This window comes from Oleiphilus sp. HI0079, from assembly GCF_001635105.1.
Map to the genome: position 1 here is coordinate 1 of NZ_LWFT01000617.1, position 20,779 is coordinate 20,779.

The window sequence follows — 20,779 nt, forward strand, 5'->3', positions numbered from 1 at the left end:
TCATCGATCATAGAGTCAGGGCGGGCAAAATATACATGCTCGAAAATACAAGGATTCAAACGAGGCGACTCAGCGCACTGCTGCGTATGAAGCTCCCCGCTGTTTTGTATATAAACGGCCTCTCCCGGCTCAATATCACGGACGATTTCAAAGCCAGCTGCATCTAGAGCAACACTTTCCGAGGCAACCATATACTCCGTGCCCTTCTCGGTCTCGCGTTTACCGAAACACGCGGGCCGAATGCCAAAAGGATCGCGAAAAGCCAAAACCCCATAACCGGTGATCATCGCGATCACGGCATATGCGCCCTTGACCCGCTTATGCACCTGTTTAACCGCTTCAAAAATCTCAATTTCTGTGGGGATTAACTTGCCCTGCTTTTGCAGCTCATGCGCCAAAACATTCAGCAGTACCTCAGAATCTGAGTTTGTATTGATATGCCGAAGATCCGACTTCAAAACACCATCACTAAGCTCAATGGTATTGGTGAGATTACCGTTATGAGCGAGCGTAATGCCGTAGGGTGAATTCACATAAAAAGGCTGTGCCTCGGCGGAGCTAGAAGAGCCTGCCGTCGGGTAACGAACATGACCAATACCTACATTTCCTTGCAATCGACGCATATGACGCGTACGAAATACATCTCGAACCAATCCATTGTCTTTACGAAGATAAAAGCGGTCGTCCTGACACGTAACGATTCCTGCTGCATCTTGTCCGCGATGTTGCAGAACAGTGAGCGCGTCAAACAAAACTTGGTTTACGTTGGATTTACCAACCATACCGACAATACCGCACATGAAGTTACTTCCTCACAATTTGGCGTTGGCTAAAGCCGACGAAAGATCGTACTCACCTGATGCAAAGACCGACCGAGACCAGTATTCAAGCACAGTGAGTTGTTCAATAACGAGCGAATCTGCCCACCAGTCTGCTCCCGACCACGGGGTGTAACGTACAACGGCAACAATAACAACACAAAGAACCAAGCCTCGGGCCATTCCAAAGCCGATCCCTAAAACACGGTCTAACGTTGTTAATCCGGTGATTTTGATCAAAAAGGACGCTAGACGCCCAAGTATCGCACCAAAGATCAATGTTGCTACAAACAACAGTGCGAATGCTGACAAAGAGAGCATCATCGAGTCCGCAATATAAGGAGCGAGTAAAACTTGTGCTTCCGGCTGAAAGGCTCGCGCAACAACGAAAGCAACCAGCCAAACAATCAGCGAAATCGCCTCTCTCGTAAAACCACGCAATACGCTCAGCAAGCTCGAAAACACAATGATTCCAAGCAGCGTCCAATCAGCCCAATTGAGCTCAGCCACACATCCCCCAAAGATTCTAACTGGGTTGCAGATTCGCGCGCATCATAACAAACGCGTTTCAGAAACCCTATACAAACTAAAGAAATTGACTATTTTTTTGTTTGATAACAGCGACTTAAGTTAACCAAACGGTCAATTTACGCTTCAAAAAATACCACAAGACTATCAACCTTGAATTCAGCATCCAGTTTTCGCTTGATTCTTAAGGCCTCTTTCTTCGTCACAAAGGGGCCAGCAAACACGCGAGTAGCACTGCCTGATTTAATAGGCTTCGTATGGCCGTCAATTCCGATCTTTCTTAATCTATCTCGCAAGGAATAAGCATTCTCTTGCTTTGAAAAAGTACCCAGCTGCACCATCCAGACATTGCTATATACTTTTGTATCAACAATCCGTGGCTTGCTATCCGCTTTGCTGGAAGCACTCTCAACGACATCGCTTCTTTTCTCAGAATCTATGATGTCTCTGGATGGAACCTGCGATACTTCAGGGGTTGCTGACGCCTCGTTCATGCCAGACTCAACGGCGACAAGTTTGGGTAAGCTAGATTCCGATTCCGAATCTCCCTCAGATTCCACCGCCCTTTTTTTGTAATCCGGTTTTGTTGGTCGTGAAATAACAACCGTTTCACGCATTGGCTTTGGCGGCACTTGCTCTACAACGGCATTGCCCTCTCTGTGCGGCTTATCAAACACCATAGGCAGAAAGATTACCGCAAGCGATAAAATGACAAATGCACCCACCAAACGTTGTTTTAGACTATCGACCGTTTCACTCATTCCACAAGAATCCTTTCTCCTAGAGACTCAAGAACATAAAAAGAACCAAACGCTAAAACCATCGCATCCTGGCTACAGCCAACGTCTGACGCTGCTGCAAACGCATCCGAAAGGTCATCGAAACTTCGCACCTGAGCACCAACAAAAGACAATTCATTTTCTATCGCTTCTACAGACATTGCCCTGCTGCCTTTTAGGGGTGCAATAAACCACTCACTTATGAATGGCGACATAATTCTAACAATCGCACGGATGTCCTTATCCTTCAAGCAAGAGAAAACAGCCCTTACCTTTCGACCTAGATGCTTATTGCTCAGATAATCGGCTAAAAACTGTGCCGCGGCCTCGTTATGAGCAACATCGAAAATAATGACCGGCTCCTCGCTAACCTGCTGCAAACGCCCAGGAACCTGAGTCTTAGAGATCGCTTTCGCACACCGGTCTAGCGTTTTGGGCGTAAGCTCTCCGCCTTCCTTAGCTTCCAACGCAATGATACACGCCTGCATAGCGAGACACAGATTATTCTTCGGTAAGCTACTTTGTTGACATGGATCTAGAAGGACAAGTTTGGAGCCGGTGAAAAACTCGAAGCGACAATCACCCTTGTGCGTAATACCAAAATCCTCCCCGTATATGGAGAGCGAATAACCAACGGCGATTAACTCATTCAAAATGGAATTCGGAAATGTTTCACCCACCAAACCCAGCTTTGAAGGCCGAAATATACCCGCCTTCTCTCGAGCGATCTCCTCAATGGTATTGCCCAGCCAATCCTGATGATCCAGACCAATGCTTGTGACGAGCGACAGATCACCGTCAAGCACGTTGACCGCATCTAGCCGGCCACCCAACCCGACCTCACAAATGATCGCGTCTAGCTCTCCAGCTCGAAAAGCATTGGAAAAAACCACAAAAGCCGCAAGCGTTGTGAACTCAAAGTAAGTAAGAGATATATCACCACGCGCGCGCTCGACGACATCAAAAGCATCGACAAGCGTTTGATCCCCGACCTCTTTTCCTTGAAGACAGATACGCTCGTTAAAACGATATAAATGAGGAGAAGTGTAGGTACCGATTCGTAAACCTACCGAAGAGAGGCCATTCTCGATCGCTTTCAGCGTACTCCCTTTGCCGTTCGTGCCACCAACCACAATACAATAAGGCATTGAATCAGTAAGCTGTAAACGGTCAAAGACAAGCCGCACACGTTCAAGACCGAGATCTATTTCTGTGGGATGTCGTTGCTCAAGATCATTTAACCATTCGCTGAGCGTCACGGAAGAATCTCTATTCCTCTTTCAAATCCGCTGCTTCGTCCGAAGAGTGAGAGTTAGCCTCTCTCTCCGGCGACTCAGCAAGGGACGTTGCAATCACTTGCTCTTTGATCAATAACTTAGAAAGCAGAGACACTATTTTGCTACGCATGGAGGCGCGGTGAACAATCATATCAATGGCACCGTGCTCAAGAAGAAATTCACTTCTCTGAAAACCTTCAGGCAATTTTTCTCGTACGGTCTGTTCAATAACCCGAGGCCCGGCAAAACCAATCAATGCATTAGGCTCTGCCATATTTACATCACCCAACATCGCAAGACTTGCTGACACACCACCAAAAACCGGATCGGTCATCACAGAAATGTATGGAAGTCGCGCTTCCTTGAGCTTTTCCAGCGCAGCAGAGGTCTTCGCCATCTGCATAAGTGAGATCAATGCTTCCTGCATACGTGCTCCGCCACTTGCACTGAAGCAAACTAGTGGACGACGTTCGCTCAGACAACAGTTCACGGCCTGAACAAACTTCTCTCCAACAACTGAGCCCATTGAGCCACCCATGAAGTTGAACTCAAACGCCACCATCACCAAATCAAACTCGGCTACGGAGCCTTTGAACACCAACAGCGCGTCTTTCTCTTCGGTCTCTTTTTGTGCTGCAGACAGGCGGTCTTTGTACTTCTTGGTATCTTTGAATTTAAGGCGATCATCAGGCGCCAAGTCCGCGCATAGCTCCTCGTAGCCTTCGTCCAGAAACAACTCTGCCCTGCGCCGCGCACTCACTCTAAGGTGATGCTGGCACTTAGGACATACATCGAGATTCTTCTTGAGCTCGGGGAGATAGAGTGCAGCGCTGCATTTGGGACATTTTTTCCAAACGCCTTCTGGAATGCTGCCACGAGTTTTCGCCTCGGAACGGATAGAACTTGGCTTTATTCGGTCGAGCCAACTACTCATTGCTAAGTTTCTCTAGTTTCAATTAGGCATCCATCGCCTGACGCATGGAAGATAACATAGATCCTAGCTTATCTTTTATAGCAGACAAGTCCTGTTGATTTTCTTTAATAATGTTCACCAAAACACTACCCACGATGACGCCATCCGACACTTTCGAAACAGCAGCAGCCGATTCTGGATCGCTAATACCAAAACCAACACCAACAGGAATGTCTGCAATGCTTCTAATATTCGCCACCCTTTCTGCTACATCGTCTGTGCTTAAGGCAGCAGAGCCGGTTACACCTTTAACCGAAACATAATACACGTAGCCACTACTATGCTCACAGATACTGCGTATCCGCTCATCTGTCGTAGTCGGAGCAATCAAGAAAACCAAATCAAGATTGCGCTCAACAACCATCGGAGCGAACCAATCTGCCTCTTCTGGCGGCAGATCCACCGTCAAAACGCCATCAACGCCCGCATCCGCAGCCGCATCTAGAAACTCCTCGATCCCCATCATTTCAAGCGGATTCAGATAGCCCATCAGCACGACCGGTGTATCTGCATCGGTCTTACGGAACGAGCGAACGATCTCAAGCAAATCACGCAAAGACGTGTTGTGCTCTAGCGCCCTCTCGCACGCAAGCTGGATGACCGGCCCATCAGCCATAGGGTCCGAGAAAGGAACGCCTAACTCAATAATGTCTGCACCGTTTTCAACAAGCGTATGCATTAAACTCTCGGTCCAATCTGGTCGAGGGTCACCGCCTGTTATGTAGGGTATTAGCGCTTTCTTGCCCGACGCTTTTAGTGCGTCCATTGTTGCTTTTATTCTGCTCATTCGATTACACCGTAATTCCGTCTATACCCGCGACTGTGTGAATATCTTTGTCGCCGCGACCACTCAAGTTCACTATCATAATTTGGTCAGACCGCATCGTAGCTGCCTTCTTAATCGCGTAAGCAATTGCATGGCTCGTCTCTAGAGCAGGCATAATCCCTTCGACCAAGGTCAGCCTTCTAAAAGCGTCCAGCGCTTCAGTGTCTGTCACAGACACATAATCCGCGCGTTTCATATCCTTTAACCATGAATGCTCCGGCCCAACACCGGGATAATCCAACCCCGCAGACACAGAATGCGTGCCTTGGATTTGGCCATTCTCATCGCTCATTAAGTAGGTACGGTTACCATGCAGAACACCGGGCTTACCTGCACATAAAGGCGCAGCATGCTCACCAGTTTCGATACCATGACCGCCGGCTTCGACACCGTACATCTCAACTCCCTCGTCACAGATAAAAGGGTAGAAAAGCCCGATAGCATTTGAGCCTCCGCCCACGCATGCGACCAGCGCATCTGGAAGACGACCTTCTTTCTCAAGACATTGCTGCCTAGCCTCTCGACCAATCACAGCCTGAAAGTCACGCACGAGCATTGGATAAGGATGAGGACCTGCCACCGTTCCAATGATATAAAAAGTGTTATCGACATTCGTCACCCAATCTCTCAACGCTTCGTTCATCGCATCTTTGAGGGTTCGGGTTCCGCTGGTCACACCTTCGACTTCCGCGCCCAACAGCTTCATTCGATACACATTCAACGCCTGGCGACGGACATCTTCCTCTCCCATGAAGACCTTACAATCGAGGTTCATCCGAGCCGCGACAGTTGCAGAAGCAACGCCATGCTGACCAGCTCCTGTTTCAGCAATAACACGGGGCTTACCGATATATTTTGCCAACAAGGCCTGCCCAATCGTGTTGTTTACTTTGTGCGCCCCGGTGTGATTAAGATCCTCTCGTTTGAGATAAATCCTCGCGCCACCAACCTCTTTCGTTAAACGTTCCGCAAAGTATAAAGGCGATGGCCGACCAACATAGTCAGCCAAATCACGATCAAACTCTTTGACAAACTCAGGATCGTTTTTTAACTCGCGATATTTCGCTTCTAGATCGGTTAGAGCAGACATCAAGGTTTCGGAAACGAAACGCCCACCATAAGGGCCAAAATGCCCTGTGTTACTTGGCAGGGTGCTCAAAAACTGTTCGGTAAACTTCTTATTCGCTTCCGTTTCCACGGGACACCTCTCGTAAAAAATTTTCAATTAATGAGGGTGATTTCACACCCTTCGATTCCTCTACACCGCCACTCACGTCTACAGCGAAAGGACTCACGTCAGCTATAGCATTACGCACGTTAAGAGGATTCAGACCGCCTGCGAGAATAAGCGCCTTATTTCTTTCCGCTGGCAAAAGAGACCAATCAAATGACTCCCCTGTTCCGCCTTGCACGCCAGCCTTGTATGTATCTGCAAGAATGCCCTGTGCCGACGCAAACTCTCTCTCCGCTTTCGAAAAACACTCGCTACCACGCACCCGAATCGCTTTGATGTAAGGCCTAGAAAAACTCTCACAAAACGCACTGGTCTCGTCACCGTGAAATTGGAGCAACGTAATCGGGACGGAGTCGATCACTTCATTTACATACTCTCTGTCCGGGTTGACGAATAATGCGACGACACTAACAAAGGGAGGCAAGGCCCTACAAACTGACTGCGCTTGCGCGATACTCACAGATCTGGGACTGGGCTCATAGAAAACGAGGCCTATTGCATCTACGCCTAGCCGCACAGCGAGCAACGCATCTTCCGGCCTTGTGATACCACAAATCTTGGATCGAACAATGTGCGTTTGACTTGCCATGAAGATTAAATATTTCGACTGAGGGGTTATCAGAAATACCGCATTGAAAGAGCGCCAGTTTGGCTGCAACAAAACCAGCGACAGACAGCAAAGTATACAACTTCAAAGCGCATTACAGAAGATAGTAACAGGGATTTACTCGCGAGGAAGACGCGAAATACTCCACATTTCCTCGTCCGGAACGAACGAACACGGCTCCTGGAGCTGCATCGCTTGGGCGAAGGCTGGCGCCCCTTGAGACAGAGGCAAAGCGAATGCGTTCGGATAAGAAACATCCGTAAGATACAAACCATACGGCGGCGCCGTAACATCAGCCTGAGTGCGATCACGCGCTTTCAAAACCTCCTTGCACCATCTCACCGGCTTATTTCCGCTGCCAATAGCCATCAAAACACCTGCAATATTTCGAACCATGTGATGTAAAAACGCATTGCCCTTAATATCCAGCACCAGCATGTTTGAGAAACGACGTACGCTTATCGCCTCAATATTTCTAAAAGGCGATCGGCTTTGACAGCCAACCGCCCGAAAAGAGGTAAAGTCATGCTCTCCTACCAAAGATTGCGCTGCCTCATGCATCGCTCTCTCATCCAACTGAAAATGACACCACGTCATCTCCTCATGAAAGTGAGCAGGCCTTACTGGATGGTTGTAGATAAAATAATTGTATCTCCGGCTAAAAGCCGAAAAACGCGCGTGAAAGTCTGAAGAAACAGACCTCGCCCATGTAACAGAAATATCGGGAGGCAGATTCGCATTGCATCCAAACACCCAGGCGCGCTCGCTACGAATCGCAGATGTATCAAAATGCACAATTTGGTAGCTAGCATGCACGGCTTTATCAGTCCTGCCAGCGCACACAACCTCAACAGAATGGTTTGCTACGCGGCTGATGGCAGACTGCACCTCATCCTGCACTGTTGGCAATCCGGAAGACTGTGACTGCCAGCCAAAATAGCGGGTGCCTTTATAGGACACACATAACGCAACTCGGCCGGTAACATCTCTGTTACCGGCCGAACCACTATTTAAAGAACTACTCATCAACGGGAAGCCTAGCCACCTATAGAATCGATTAGCTCACGAGCTTGCTTCTGCTGCTCCGCAGAGCCTTCACCCTCAACCTCAAGCAAAATCTCTTTTGCGCCTTCTGTGTCACCCATATCGATATAGGCTCGAGCCAGATCAAGTTTAGTGGATGCCTCATCGGTTCCCTCAAGGAAGTCAAAATCTTCATCTTCACTAAGCTCTGGTTCAAAATCATCAGCATCGCCGAGTGCAGCGGCTGCCTCATCCAGCGTTTCATCAGTGATCTCTAAAGCATCTGCAGGATCTGACTCAGCGGGCTCTTCATCCAAATCCAACAGTAAATCATCCGCATCCGATCCGCCGTCATCAACCTGAGAGTCTGATAGCACTTCGGAGTCTAGATCTTCATTCAAGTCGTCCGAAAGTTCTAAGCTCAGCGCTTCATCCTCTGTAAGCACACCGTCAGATTCGCCATCCTCTTCCAGCTCCACCTCGAGCTCGCCAAGATCATCGGCATCAAGAGCAAGGTCTTCGACCTCAGCGTCTGAAAGCTCATCCGAAGCATCGCCATCCAGATCTACCTCTTCATCCAGCTCAAGCGATAGATCATCAACGTGCACATCTTCAATGGCTTCTTCAGAGTCCACATTCTGATTTTCGTCTTCCAGCTCTAGCGACGACAGATCATCTTCCGCCAAGTCCAACTCTTCACTTAAATCGAGTTCAATTTCGGTTTCACTATCAAGGTCCGAATCATCAAGATTTAAGGCATCATCAAGCTCGAGATCAGCTCGTTCTTCATCTGAAACAACTGCATCTTCGATCTCATCGTCGTTACTAGGGCTCAAATCAACAGATTCAAAATCGATACCCGGATCATCTTCCAACTCATTGCTAACTGAAGTTGAGGCATCTTCTAAATCCAGAGGAATATCCAAATCAACATCTAAGTCATCAGATTCAAAATCTACTTCATCACCAACTTCATCTAGCGCTTCTTCAGCGTAACTTTCTAGCTCATCAACCGAGTCTTCAGACGCGATGTCCGTAACCACTTCAACGTCGTCTTCATCTTTGGACGCATCGACAGTATCAAAATCAAAGTTATTGTCATCACCGCCCAACAACGCCTGCTCTTCGTCTTCATCAAGTAAGTGATCAATGTCGGCTTCTTGAGAAGAAGAGGCCGCCTGGTCTCGTATTCTCTCTTCAAGCTCTGCTCTAATTTCCTCAGCGCGCGCTAAAGCGCTTTGATCCTGAATCGCCTCAAGCTCGCTAATCTGCTTCCCGAACGCCTCTTCTTGTAACGAATCTCGGTAGACTTCGAGTAACTTAAGTCGATAGTCGACACGAACTGGATCAGCCGATATCCCTTGCTCCAAAATCGTCGCTGCTTGATCAAGACGACCATAAGCGATGTAGACATCCGCCTCAGCGATAACGTCCTCTTGACCTTCCTCTGATGAGCTCTTCTCATCTTCAGCCAGTTCAGGCTCTTCAACCTGATCCGCTGCCATCTCCTCTTCGTGAGGCTCTGCGTCTCCCGCTTCTACAGACGCTTCTTCGTAATCATAGTCATCCTCAACCACTTCTTGCTTGGCTCTTGACTTCGAAACCATCCAAAGCAAGACAAGCAACAGAATCAGACCACCAGCCACAACAGCCTGATAGATAGGATTCGATAAGATCTGTTCCAGTATTTGATCTTGAACCGGCTTCTCTTGCGTCTTGGGCTCTACAACAACCGGCTTCTCAACCACAGCCTCTTCAACAACGATCTGCTCAGCGACGACATCGCCGTTCGCATCAACCAGCTTGGTATCGGTTACCGTCTCCGATACGACAACCTCGGTCAACTGCTCGCCCGAGTCATTGGCCGCATCTCCTGCCAAAGATCCACCGAGCCCTTCAGCAAGCTCTGACTGATCTTCGACACCCGTTTGTTCTACTGGCGATCCATCCTGATCTAGCGACTCTGCCTCTTCCAGCTCCGCAGCGCGCATTTGTGCCTGCAAGTTCGCTAGCTGATCATTTTTAAGCGTAAGAATTCGTTGCAGTGTCTCCAGTTGATCCTCTAAATCACCCACTTTCCCGGACAACTCTTCGTTCTCCAGCTTCGCTTTATCGAGCTGCTCAAGGGTGAGAGACAAGTCTTCAGAGCTTGATGTGCCGCTTGCCGCACTCCCATTCGGATCAGAACTAGCTGCGTCCGACGCTTTCGAGTCTTTCTCTGGTACAACAAGCTTCAGCTCATCTCCTGAAGTTGCCTTTTTCTTGGGTGCTGGCGTGGTGGGCTTAGAAGCTGAAGAGGTCGGTGTTTTCGTTTTCGGCTTGCGCAATGCCGCATTTTGCTCAATGACCGCATTAATTGCTTGGTAAGTCGTGCGCGATTGAACCTGTTCTTTTGTTGGCAGACGAAGAATTTGCCCAGCCTTCAACTTATTAATGTTGTTATCAATAAATGCATCAGGGTTCAGATCCTGAATGGCAAGCATAACTTGCTGAGGGCTCACCGTTTTATCTGGTCGTGTTTTCGTTGCGATTTCCCACAGTGTGTCCGTCTTCTTGGTCGGACCATAAGACTCGTTACCCGCCAAGGCTCCCGCTTGCGGAGCAACACTTGATTTCACAGCGACATTGTCACCGGTAGCTCGCGTTACCGGGGAAGACTGGACAGGTGAAGTTGAGGGAGTACTCGAAACGGACTGAACAGGAGCCGGCGTTGCAGCAATCGGCTTATCCTCAGCAAAGACTGGAGGATCAATAAGAAGAGCATATTCACGCAATAATCGACCGCTTGGCCAAATGACCTCTACCAAGAAATTTAGAAATGGTTCCCTAACTGGCTTTCGCGTCGTCAAAACAATTTTAGGTTCGCCATCTTTACCGGGCTTCACCTCAAACCGAATGTCTGAGAGGAAATATACGCGATCAATACCCGCTTTCAAAAACTCTTCCCGAGTAGCAAGCCCCGGCAAGATTTCAGCATCGCTCAAACCACCTGTGTTTACCAAGTCAATCTCGGCAACAAGCGGTTGATTTAAGTTCGAGTTAACTTTTGCACCACCAAGTCCAAGCGCCTGAACATGGCCGACAAATCCTGCCGAGACCAGAGTTAATGCAATTGCAAGCTTGCGAATCATTACGCGTATCCCTTAATTAAGAATTCAACCTCAATAGTGCAGAAAATCGGGTACAGCTATTGCCTGAGCAAAGACTCCGAGTCAGCGACCACACCAGCACAGCTACAAAACAGTTTAAAAAACGCACACAGCCGCTTGCTTTTATTGAGAAAAATACAATTTTACATTTTAGTAAGTATCGGTGATGACTTGGGATTTATCAACCAAACTTTCTATGCTGACTACTAACAATAGTCGCGAATGCAACATCTGTCGCATCCCAAGCCGCGGAAACAAAAAAGCCCATCGGCTCTCACAGATGGGCTTTACGATCTGTGCACGAATGTTATCGGCACATTTTTGAGACTCTTAAGCTTCTAAAACTATTCGTAACATTCTGCGCAACGGCTCAGCAGCCCCCCAAAGTAGCTGGTCGCCTACCGTGAACGCAGAGATGTATTCTGGGCCCATAGCTAGCTTTCGGATACGGCCAACAGGGATACTTAAGGTGCCGGTGACCTTCGTCGGACTCAGTTCCGAAATAGAAGCCTCACGATCATCCGGAATCACCTTCACCCAATCATTCGCTGCGGCAAGCTTTTCCTCAACTTTCGCAACACTCAAGTCTTTTTTAAGCTTAATGGTGAGCGCCTGGCTGTGACACCTCATTGCGCCAACTCGGACACACAAACCATCGATTGGGACTGGCTGATCGCCTCTCGCAAGAATCTTATTTGTCTCCGCTCCCGCCTTCCACTCCTCTCTACTTTGTCCGGAGGGAAGCTGTGTATCGATGTAGGGAATCAAAGAGCCCGCTAACGGAACACCAAATTGGTCGGTGGATATCCCATCGGAGCGCATTGTTTCAGCGACCTTCTTGTCAATTTCAAGAATCGCTGAGGCGGGATCGTCAAGCAAATCAGACACTGCACTCTTGATTTCTCCCATTTGAGAAATGAGCTCTCGCATATGCTTTGCACCAGAGCCAGAGGCCGCTTGATAGGTCATTGGTGAAACCCACTCAACAAGATCTTCAGCAAATAATCCGCCTAACGCCAAGAGCATCAAACTTACGGTGCAATTGCCGCCAATGAAGTCTTTCACACCGTTGGCTAACGCGTCATCAATTACATGGCGATTTACAGGATCGAGCACAATAACCGCATTGTCTTCCATTCGAAGAGCCGAGGCTGCGTCAATCCAAAAACCGTTCCAGCCACTTTCGCGCAATTTAGGGTAAACCGCTTTAGTAAAGTCACCGCCCTGACACGTAATGATGACATCCATCTCTGCGAGCGCACTGATATCATGCGCATCTAGAAGCATTGATACCCCTTGCCCAACATCAGGGGCTGGAGACCCTGCTTGCGATGTAGTAAAAAACACCGGCTCAACGAGTGAAAAATCCTTCTCTTCGCGCATACGTTGCATCAAAACCGAGCCGACCATTCCGCGCCAGCCGATCATTCCAAGCTTTTTCATTATTAAAACCTTCTATACCAGTGATTCTAAGGCAGCAACGACCGCGTCACCCATCTCTTTGGTGGAAACCTTTGTAGTACCCTCTGAGAAGATATCAGCTGTACGAAGTCCTTGATCGAGGACTTTACTTACAGCATCTTCAATCAGATCTGCCGCTTTATTTTCACTCAAGCTATACCGAAGCATCATCGCGACAGATAAAATGGTTGCTAGAGGGTTAGCTATGCCCTGTCCTGCAATATCTGGCGCAGAACCATGGCAAGGCTCGTACATACCCTTATTGTTCTCGTCTAGTGACGCAGATGGAAGCATTCCGATAGAGCCTGTCAGCATCGCTGCAGCATCAGAAAGGATGTCACCGAACATATTGCCAGTCACCATTACATCAAACTGCTTAGGAGCGCGAACAAGCTGCATCGCCGCGTTATCGACATACATATGGCTTAACTCAACGTCCGGATAGTCTTTTGCCATGCCATCAAGAATTTCGCGCCAAAGTACCGTTACTTCAAGCACGTTGGCTTTATCGACAGAGCAAAGTTTACCGTTACGCTTCTGAGCCGCCTCGAATGCAACTTTCGCAATACGCTTAATTTCACTCTCGGCATACACATAAGTATTGAAACCCTGGCGCTCTCCATTTTCTAAAGTCCGAACGCCGCGAGGTTGACCAAAGTAAATTCCGCCGGTTAGCTCCCGAACAATTAAGATATCTAAACCAGATACCACTTCTGGCTTCAAGGTCGATGCACTCGCAAGCTGTGGGTACAAAATCGCTGGACGCAAATTACCAAAAAGCTCCAGGTTTGAACGCAATCCCAATAAACCTTTCTCCGGACGAATTGCCATATCGAGCTGGTCCCACTTCGGCCCGCCTACTGCACCGAGAAGAATCGCATCGGCCTGCTTGGCTTTTTGGAGCGTGGAGTCCGGCAAAGGTACGCCATCTGCATCAATAGCGGAGCCACCAACTAAGGCATGATCAGTTTCCAGACCGAGCCCTAACTTTTTATTCACAAGGTCGAGAACGCGCTCAGCTTCCGCGACAATTTCAGGACCGATACCGTCACCCGGCAACAATAATACTTTCTTTGACATATACAGCTTTCCTAAAAATTCTTTTTACACACCTTGAATGGCATCAAATAACCACGGAGTTTCTTGTCTTCGACGCTCTTCATACGCTTTGATTTGCGCTTCGCTCTCGAGCGTTACACCAATATCGTCTAAGCCATTTAGCAAGCAATGCTTTCGAAACGCATCTACATCGAAAGCGAATGAAGCGCCAGAGGGCGTCGTTACAGTTTGCTGGTCTAAGTCCACATCAAGCGTATAACCTTCGTTCGCTTCTACCTCAGAAAACAGCTGATCTACTTGCTCCTCACTTAATACAATCGGAAGCAAACCGTTTTTGAAACAGTTGTTAAAAAAGATGTCAGCAAAGCTCGGCGCAATGATTGCGCGGAAACCATAATCATCTAGCGCCCAAGGCGCATGCTCTCGAGACGAGCCACACCCAAAGTTCTGTCGAGCGAGCATAATACTCGCTCCTTGGTAACGAGACTGGTTAAGAACAAACGATTCATTAACAGGACGACCTTCGCAGCTTTGATCCGGCTTGCCCTCGTCTAAATAACGCAACTCATCGAACAGGTTCTTGCCAAAGCCAGTGCGCTTGATTGATTTCAAAAACTGCTTTGGAATAATCATATCAGTGTCGACATTTGCTCGATCTAAAGGAGCAACCACACCTGTCATCTTAGTAAATTTACGCATAATCAGGCCTCCTTAAGACTTTACGAATTCGCGAACATCAACAAACTTTCCGGCAATCGCAGCTGCAGCCGCCATGGCAGGGCTTACCAGATGCGTTCGCCCACCAAAGCCTTGTCGCCCTTCGAAATTGCGATTTGAAGTAGAGGCGCAATGCTCTCCTTGGCCAAGCTTGTCGGCATTCATAGCCAGACACATTGAACAACCCGGCTCACGCCACTCGAGACCCGCCTCCACAAAAACCTTATCCAAGCCCTCCTCTTCAGCTTGCGCTTTGACCAGACCAGAGCCCGGTACTACTAAAGCCTGTTTCAAGCTCGAGGCGACTTTTCGTCCTTTAACGACCTCAGCCGCGGCTCTCAAATCCTCAATACGTGAGTTCGTACAAGAGCCAATAAAGACTCGATCGAGCTTTATATCTGTGATCGGCATATCTGCACTCAACCCCATGTACTGAAGGGCTCGAGTGATACCTTCCTTCTTTACACTATCCGCTGCGTTTTCTGGGTTTGGCACATTCTCACTTACAGGCAAAACCATCTCTGGCGAAGTACCCCAAGTGACCTGAGGCTGGATACTAGCACCGTCAAGCTCTACCACCTTGTCGAACTGGGCGCCTTCATCACTATGCAAATCAGACCACGCCTCTACTGCGCGCTCCCACATATCTCCTTTTGGTGCGTATGGTCGGCCCTTCACATAATCGATCGTGGTTTGGTCAACAGCGATCATGCCTGCGCGGGCGCCTGCTTCGATCGCCATATTGCAAACCGTCATACGACCTTCCATGCTCAGATCACTAATACCTTCACCGGCAAATTCAATCGCATAGCCCGTGCCACCAGCCGTACCGATCTCACCGATAATCGCAAGAATAATGTCTTTTCCAGTAATACCGGGCCCGACTTTGCCGTTGACACGCACAAGCATATTCTTCATTTTCTTTTGAACAAGTGTTTGTGTTGCAAGCACGTGCTCAACTTCTGATGTCCCAATACCATGCGCTAACGCACCGAAGGCACCGTGCGTAGAGGTGTGCGAATCACCACAAACTACGGTCATACCCGGTAAGGTCGCACCCTGCTCCGGGCCAATAACGTGAACAATGCCTTGGCGCTGATCCGCCATCTTGAATTCAACAATACCGAATTCGTCGCAATTGTCGTCCAAGGTCTGAACTTGAATACGCGACACAGGATCTTCAATGCCTTGCACACCGGAACTTCGCTCCGTTGTAGGGACGTTATGATCCGGCGTTGCCAAATTCGCATCTATTCTCCAAGGAGCACGACCAGCAATTCGTAAGCCCTCAAACGCTTGCGGCGAGGTCACTTCGTGCAACAACTGCCGATCAATATAAATCAAGGCAGATCCATCATCCCGCTCAGCAACTACATGCGCATCCCACAATTTGTCGTATAGCGTTTTTCTATTCATAAATAACAACACTCAAGCTAAACACCGCAATCGGCAAAGTCGTCGCCATCCAACATAGAAAGCCATCACCATGCCACCAATAGCGCAAATCTTAATCAGAGCACACAAATAAAACAAATTCATATTTTTTATTGATACAATTCCAATATGGAATACTCAACAAGGTGACAAACATATGGATATCGAATCATTAATGGCATTTATTACCGTGCTGAACGAAGGCTCTTTCTCCAGAGCGGCCGAGACATTGCACATTACTCAACCGGCCGTCACCAAAAGGATTCAGAATCTGGAAAGCAGGTTAGACACCAAACTCTTCGAGCGCCTGCAAAGAGAGATTCGTCTTACTCAAAGCGGTGAAGCCCTGCTGCCCCACGCCTTAAATATTCTGCATGAGTACGACAACGCCAAACAGGCCGTGAAAGATGAGAGCGGAGAGGTTTCAGGTAAGCTTCGTATCGTTGCGAGCCACCACATCGGTCTGCACCGCTTACCATTAATCTTACGGGAGTTTGCAAGCTCTTATCCTGCGGTTGACCTTCAACTCAATTTTCTGGATTCAGAAAGTGCGTACAGCCTACTTCAGGAAAACACCGCCGACCTCGCCTTTATTACCATCCCAAAAAAAGTACGCGATGACTTTACAACCCATTTGATTTGGCAAGACCCAATGAGCTTTGTCTGTGGCAAAGACCACAATCTAACGACTCTTAAGCGCATTGGGCCAGAAGAACTTTCACAACACAATGCAATCCTGCCATCACAATCGACCTTGACGTACCGAATCGTCGCCAAGGTATTTGAGCAACACAGCCTATCTTTGAACGCGAATATTCCAACGAACTATCTAGAAACAATGAAAATGATGGCCAGCGTAGGAATGGGCTGGTCCGTTCTGCCGAATACAATGATTGATGAGGATTTGTATGTACTTCCGGTCGCCGATCCAGTAATCAAGCGCCAGCTAGGCGCGGTAAGCTACAATAAAAAGCGACTCGGTAAAGCGGCAATGGCGTTTATCGCAACAGCCAACCAGTTTTGGGAAAAACACCCGCGCTAAGCGCGGTGTTCAGATGCCAGATATTCTTCACTTTGCATTTCTAGCAAACGACTCTCAGTTCGTTCAAACTCAAAATTTAATCGCCCCCCGCTATACAACTCATGAATCGCCGTTTCAGCCGAAACGATGAGCTTAACGTTGCGATCATAAAACTCATCGATCAAATTGATGAAGCGCCGAGCCTGATCGTCGTTTTCTGATCCCATACTAGGAACATTGCTCAGGATGACGGCGTGAAACTCACGAGCCAACTCGATATAGTCATTTTGACTACGCGGACCGTCACAGAGTTCTTTAAAATCAAACCAGACAATATCATCTGCATGCCGCTCTGCCTTTAACTTGCGACCATTAACGCTGAGCTCTAGCCCTTTGCTACTTCCCGCCTCTACAGCCAGCTGTGTAAAATACTTTTCCAAGTTACGAATAGCTTGCTCGTCGAGGGGATGATGGTAGAGCTCCGCCTGTTGTAAAGTACGGAGACGATAATCTGTTCCGCCATCCACGTTGACGACCTCGGTATGCTTGTTCACCAGAGCGATTGCTGGCAAAAAGCGCGCTCGCTGCAGCCCATCTTTATACAGGCCGTCAGGAACAATATTTGAAGTACAAACCAAGCTAACACCACGCTCAAATAATGCCTCCATCAAACCCGCAAGAATCATTGCATCACCAATGTCGGAAACAAAAAACTCATCAAAACAGATGATTCGCGTTTCGACAGCGAGCCGATCCGCAACAACCAGTAAAGGGTTAGATTGATCGGTCAACGTCTTTAGCTCTGAGTGAACACGCTGCATAAAGCGATGAAAGTGAATTCGAAGCTTTCTCTCAAACGGCAAGCTCTCATAAAAGTTATCCATAAGATACGTTTTACCACGTCCTACACCGCCCCAAAAATACAAGCCCTTCACCGGCTCAAGCTTTTTACTTCGAAACTTACTGAACCAACTCGACGCCTGTTTCGCACGCATCGCTTCGTCGGCGATTAAAGCCTCGTATAGTTGTTGAAGTTTTTCGACAGCCATTCTCTGCGCAGCATCTTCAACGAATCCTTCTTTTTCTAAGTCGCGCAAATAGCGCTGAAGAGGTGACAATGGAAGAGTCGACATAACACTTAACCTGCTAGCTGAATAAAGCAATTGTTGAAGCCCGTTTTCGAGCGGCGCATATTTTGCCGTGAACCGACAAGAAAGGCCAATAATTCTGCCGTCTGTTCTGATGAGAGCTTCTTCTATTGTCTTAGCAGTCAAAGGGTTTTAGTATCGTCTGCTGAAAAGAAAATCACCATGGAGTTCGCGTGACAGATACAACTATTCAGCTTATTGCCGCATTTGGCTTATTTGTATTGGGTATCGCGGTGGGCATTCTTCTGCAGAAGAAAACCGCTAACGATGCAAGAAGAGTAACGCGACTACAGCAAAAACTGACTGAAACTGAAGATCGATTCACTCGCTATCAAGCGGACGTCACGTCTCATTTCATGGATACCGCCCGCAAAGTTCAAACACTCAACAAAACATATCGAGAAGTGAACGAACAACTCGCTAGCGGAGCGCGTAAGCTTTGTGAGGGAGGCGATGTCGAAGAGCTTCTAACGCTCAACTTCAATACTCAGGCAAATCCAAGCCATCGAGGCCACACCATTGAAATCCCTGATAGCGACCTAACCCCACCAATGGATTACGCGCCCAAAGACGTGCCTGAAGAAGGCGGTACACTCTCAGAGGGATTTGGTTTCGAGGGTAAAAAACTCAAAGATTTTGATGAACAGTTAGAACAAGAATACAAACAGAAGTAATTCTATAGAGACGGCACGTCAAACCGGGTTATCGATATCTGCAAAAACAAACTCGATGTCAAACTGGCTGGCCAAATGCTCGCCCAGCGCCTTGACGCCATAACGCTCGGTCGCATGATGGCCTGCAGAAAAATAAACGACACCTGTTTCTCGCGCTATGTGAACAGTTGGCTCCGAAATCTCGCCGCTTATATAGGCATCCACTCCAAGATCCACAGCTTTCTCAATCATACTTTGCGCACCACCCGTGCACCACGCAATGGTCTTAAGCTGCTTGTCCTCATCACCGATCATCAACGCATCCCGACCCAGAATTTCACTGATATGACGCCGAACGGTTTCCGCGCTCATAGGCACACTTAGGCCACCCACCAAGCCGATGCTTTGTGGATTGTTGGGCTCTAGCCCGCCTGTCACATTAAAGCCAAGCAATTCACCAAGTCGTGCATTATTCCCAAGGGAGGGATGGATATCGAGCGGCAGATGGTAAGCAAAGAGATTTATATTGTGATCCAACAACGCTTTGATACGCTGCTTCTTAATACCTGTAATGGATTCTCGCTCGCCTTTCCAAAAGTAGCCATGATGCACGAGCACCGCATCAGCCCGCTCATCAATAGCCCGCTCTATCAGTGCTTGCGATGCAGTGACGCCACCAAGCACCCTGCGAATGTCGGAACGCCCTTCGACCTGCAAACCATTGGGGCAGTAGTCTTTTATGCTTGCAATGCTGAGTAACTCCGCTAGATACTCCTCAAGATGAACGCGACCAATCATTGCAATACTCCCCAAAGTATTAAAATCAAGCGAATATAAAACCGGGACATAACCGAGACAATCCCCTCTTACAGCACGCGCTGCAAGGCGTCGACCATCTCTCTATTCTGCTGCGGAGAACCCACAGTCAAACGCAGGCAATTCTCCAAGAGAGGATGAGCGCCATCCAAGCATTTGATCAGCACACCCTCAACCTTCATAGCTTCAAAAACCTCACGAGCTTGAGACTTTAAGCAGCGCACCAAGACGAAATTCGCCTCGCTATCGAAGACCTCAATATCATCTATCGCTGAAAGCTGCTTAAACAGCTCGCTTCTAGCCTCTTTCAACCCGTCGCATTGCGCAGTGAGCATACCGTAATGCTCAATCGCCAAGGCCGCACTAGCCTGCGTCAACACATTAATGTTGTAAGGTAAACGAAGCTTTTCGAACTGCGAGACCCAGGCTTGAGCGCCAATCAAAAAACCAAGCCTCAAACCCGCCAATCCGACCTTGGAAAAAGTACGCATCACGACAACGTTCGGGTATCTAGCAAGAAATGCGAGCAAGTCACTATCAGTAAACGCCATGTATGCTTCATCAAGTACTACAAGCCCTTGAGACGCCTCGACAATCTTTTCAATATCGCTTTCTGCAAACACATTCCCTGTTGGGTTGTTGGGCACAGCCAAAAAAACAAGCGCCGGATTATGCTCTTGAATGGCTGCAAGCGTTTCTGGCAAGTTGAGGCTAAAATCATCTTGTAGGTCGACAGAGTGATACTTTACTCCAACAAAATTGGCAATCATCCGGTACATCACAAAACTAGGCTCTACTCCAAGGATACCTCTGTCCTGCGAGCTAAGCGCCATCGCTAGAATCTGGATAATCTCATCAGAACCGTTACCAAGTAGAATTTCAAACTCAGCATCCGACGACGCTTCAAGCGCATCCAAATTAAGCAATGCGCGAATTCCAGCCTTGAGCTCTTTACAAGAAGGATCGGGATAACGATTAACATCGACCCGTTTCATTTTCTCTAGCCATTCTTGCTCCAAGGTTCCAGGCCATGGGTTTGGATTTTCCATTGCATCGAGCTTGAGAAAACCGGAAGAGTCCGGCACATGATAAGAATGCATTGCTTTAATCTCCTCGCGAACCAAAGATTCTGCGAGAGCATCTGCATTAAACGAGAGAGTGCTTGCCATAGAACACCTAAAGATTTTATAACTCAAGGTGCCGAAGTAAAACGCTTCGACACACCTATTTTTATTCGAGCCAATGCGGCATCGTTA

Annotated in this window: 19 protein-coding genes; 2 read left to right on the plus strand and 17 right to left on the minus strand. The window is 48.1% G+C overall.

The window, feature by feature from the left end; all coding sequences use genetic code 11:
- From A3750_RS11025 to leuC, 14 genes are all read right to left on the minus strand, one after another.
- Window positions 1-800 (minus strand): amidophosphoribosyltransferase (locus A3750_RS11025; protein ID WP_197474999.1); only part of this gene is annotated, 800 nt, incomplete at its 3' end.
- Between the two features lie 12 nt (window positions 801-812).
- The gene (locus A3750_RS11030; RefSeq protein WP_068455636.1) at window positions 813-1,328 is read right to left on the minus strand and encodes a CvpA family protein; all 516 of its coding nucleotides are present in this window, start codon (window positions 1,326-1,328) and stop codon (window positions 813-815) included.
- A gap of 137 nt (window positions 1,329-1,465) precedes the next feature.
- Window positions 1,466-2,107 (minus strand): SPOR domain-containing protein, encoded by a 642-nt coding sequence (locus A3750_RS11035; protein WP_068455639.1) that lies wholly within the window; start codon window positions 2,105-2,107, stop codon window positions 1,466-1,468.
- Window positions 2,104-3,384, minus strand: a complete 1,281-nt coding sequence (locus A3750_RS11040; RefSeq protein ID WP_068455642.1) for a folylpolyglutamate synthase/dihydrofolate synthase family protein — start codon at window positions 3,382-3,384, stop codon at window positions 2,104-2,106. The genes A3750_RS11035 and A3750_RS11040 overlap by 4 nt, the downstream gene beginning before the upstream one ends.
- Before the next feature lie 10 nt (window positions 3,385-3,394).
- Window positions 3,395-4,336: an acetyl-CoA carboxylase, carboxyltransferase subunit beta gene (gene accD, locus A3750_RS11045; protein ID WP_068455644.1), complete on the minus strand. Its 942-nt coding sequence runs from the start codon at window positions 4,334-4,336 to the stop codon at window positions 3,395-3,397.
- Window positions 4,337-4,358: 22 nt separating this feature from the next.
- Window positions 4,359-5,162, minus strand: coding sequence for a tryptophan synthase subunit alpha (trpA, locus tag A3750_RS11050; RefSeq protein WP_068455647.1), 804 nt, complete (start codon window positions 5,160-5,162; stop codon window positions 4,359-4,361).
- A gap of 4 nt (window positions 5,163-5,166) precedes the next feature.
- Window positions 5,167-6,399, minus strand: coding sequence for a tryptophan synthase subunit beta (trpB, locus tag A3750_RS11055; RefSeq protein WP_068466065.1), 1,233 nt, complete (start codon window positions 6,397-6,399; stop codon window positions 5,167-5,169).
- Window positions 6,380-7,024 carry a phosphoribosylanthranilate isomerase gene (locus tag A3750_RS11060; RefSeq protein WP_068457589.1) on the minus strand — a complete coding sequence of 215 codons (645 nt, stop codon included), beginning with the start codon at window positions 7,022-7,024 and terminating at the stop codon, window positions 6,380-6,382. Before A3750_RS11060 ends, trpB begins: the two co-directional genes overlap by 20 nt.
- A gap of 135 nt (window positions 7,025-7,159) precedes the next feature.
- Window positions 7,160-8,068 (minus strand): tRNA pseudouridine(38-40) synthase TruA, encoded by a 909-nt coding sequence (truA, locus tag A3750_RS11065; RefSeq protein WP_068457558.1) that lies wholly within the window; start codon window positions 8,066-8,068, stop codon window positions 7,160-7,162.
- An 11-nt stretch (window positions 8,069-8,079) separates the two neighbouring features.
- Window positions 8,080-11,196: a FimV/HubP family polar landmark protein gene (locus tag A3750_RS11070; protein ID WP_068457560.1), complete on the minus strand. Its 3,117-nt coding sequence runs from the start codon at window positions 11,194-11,196 to the stop codon at window positions 8,080-8,082.
- A 348-nt stretch (window positions 11,197-11,544) separates the two neighbouring features.
- On the minus strand, window positions 11,545-12,657 hold the full coding sequence (asd, locus tag A3750_RS11075) for an aspartate-semialdehyde dehydrogenase (protein ID WP_068457563.1): 1,113 nt from the start codon (window positions 12,655-12,657) through the stop codon (window positions 11,545-11,547).
- A 12-nt stretch (window positions 12,658-12,669) separates the two neighbouring features.
- Window positions 12,670-13,755 carry a 3-isopropylmalate dehydrogenase gene (gene leuB / locus A3750_RS11080; protein ID WP_068457564.1) on the minus strand — a complete coding sequence of 362 codons (1,086 nt, stop codon included), beginning with the start codon at window positions 13,753-13,755 and terminating at the stop codon, window positions 12,670-12,672.
- Between the two features lie 24 nt (window positions 13,756-13,779).
- Window positions 13,780-14,433, minus strand: a complete 654-nt coding sequence (gene leuD / locus A3750_RS11085) for a 3-isopropylmalate dehydratase small subunit (protein WP_068457566.1) — start codon at window positions 14,431-14,433, stop codon at window positions 13,780-13,782.
- 12 nt (window positions 14,434-14,445) lie between these two features.
- Window positions 14,446-15,867, minus strand: a complete 1,422-nt coding sequence (leuC, locus tag A3750_RS11090; RefSeq protein ID WP_068457569.1) for a 3-isopropylmalate dehydratase large subunit — start codon at window positions 15,865-15,867, stop codon at window positions 14,446-14,448.
- Between the two features lie 175 nt (window positions 15,868-16,042).
- Here leuC and A3750_RS11095 point away from each other — a divergent pair, with 175 nt between their 5' ends.
- Window positions 16,043-16,927: a LysR family transcriptional regulator gene (locus A3750_RS11095; RefSeq protein ID WP_068457572.1), complete on the plus strand. Its 885-nt coding sequence runs from the start codon at window positions 16,043-16,045 to the stop codon at window positions 16,925-16,927.
- On the opposite strand, the gene zapE is transcribed toward A3750_RS11095, so the two are convergent.
- Window positions 16,924-18,039, minus strand: coding sequence for a cell division protein ZapE (gene zapE, locus A3750_RS11100; RefSeq protein ID WP_068457575.1), 1,116 nt, complete (start codon window positions 18,037-18,039; stop codon window positions 16,924-16,926). The genes A3750_RS11095 and zapE overlap by 4 nt on opposite strands.
- Before the next feature lie 188 nt (window positions 18,040-18,227).
- Between zapE and A3750_RS11105 the strand changes: the two genes are divergently transcribed.
- The gene (locus A3750_RS11105) at window positions 18,228-18,728 is read left to right on the plus strand and encodes a YhcB family protein (protein WP_068457577.1); all 501 of its coding nucleotides are present in this window, start codon (window positions 18,228-18,230) and stop codon (window positions 18,726-18,728) included.
- A gap of 18 nt (window positions 18,729-18,746) precedes the next feature.
- Here A3750_RS11105 and A3750_RS11110 read toward each other — a convergent pair whose 3' ends face one another.
- Together A3750_RS11110 and hisC are read right to left on the minus strand one after the other, a co-directional pair.
- The gene (locus A3750_RS11110; RefSeq protein WP_068457579.1) at window positions 18,747-19,505 is read right to left on the minus strand and encodes a Nif3-like dinuclear metal center hexameric protein; all 759 of its coding nucleotides are present in this window, start codon (window positions 19,503-19,505) and stop codon (window positions 18,747-18,749) included.
- 68 nt (window positions 19,506-19,573) lie between these two features.
- Window positions 19,574-20,692, minus strand: a complete 1,119-nt coding sequence (hisC, locus tag A3750_RS11115; RefSeq protein WP_068457581.1) for a histidinol-phosphate transaminase — start codon at window positions 20,690-20,692, stop codon at window positions 19,574-19,576.
- Window positions 20,693-20,779 lie beyond the last annotated feature (87 nt).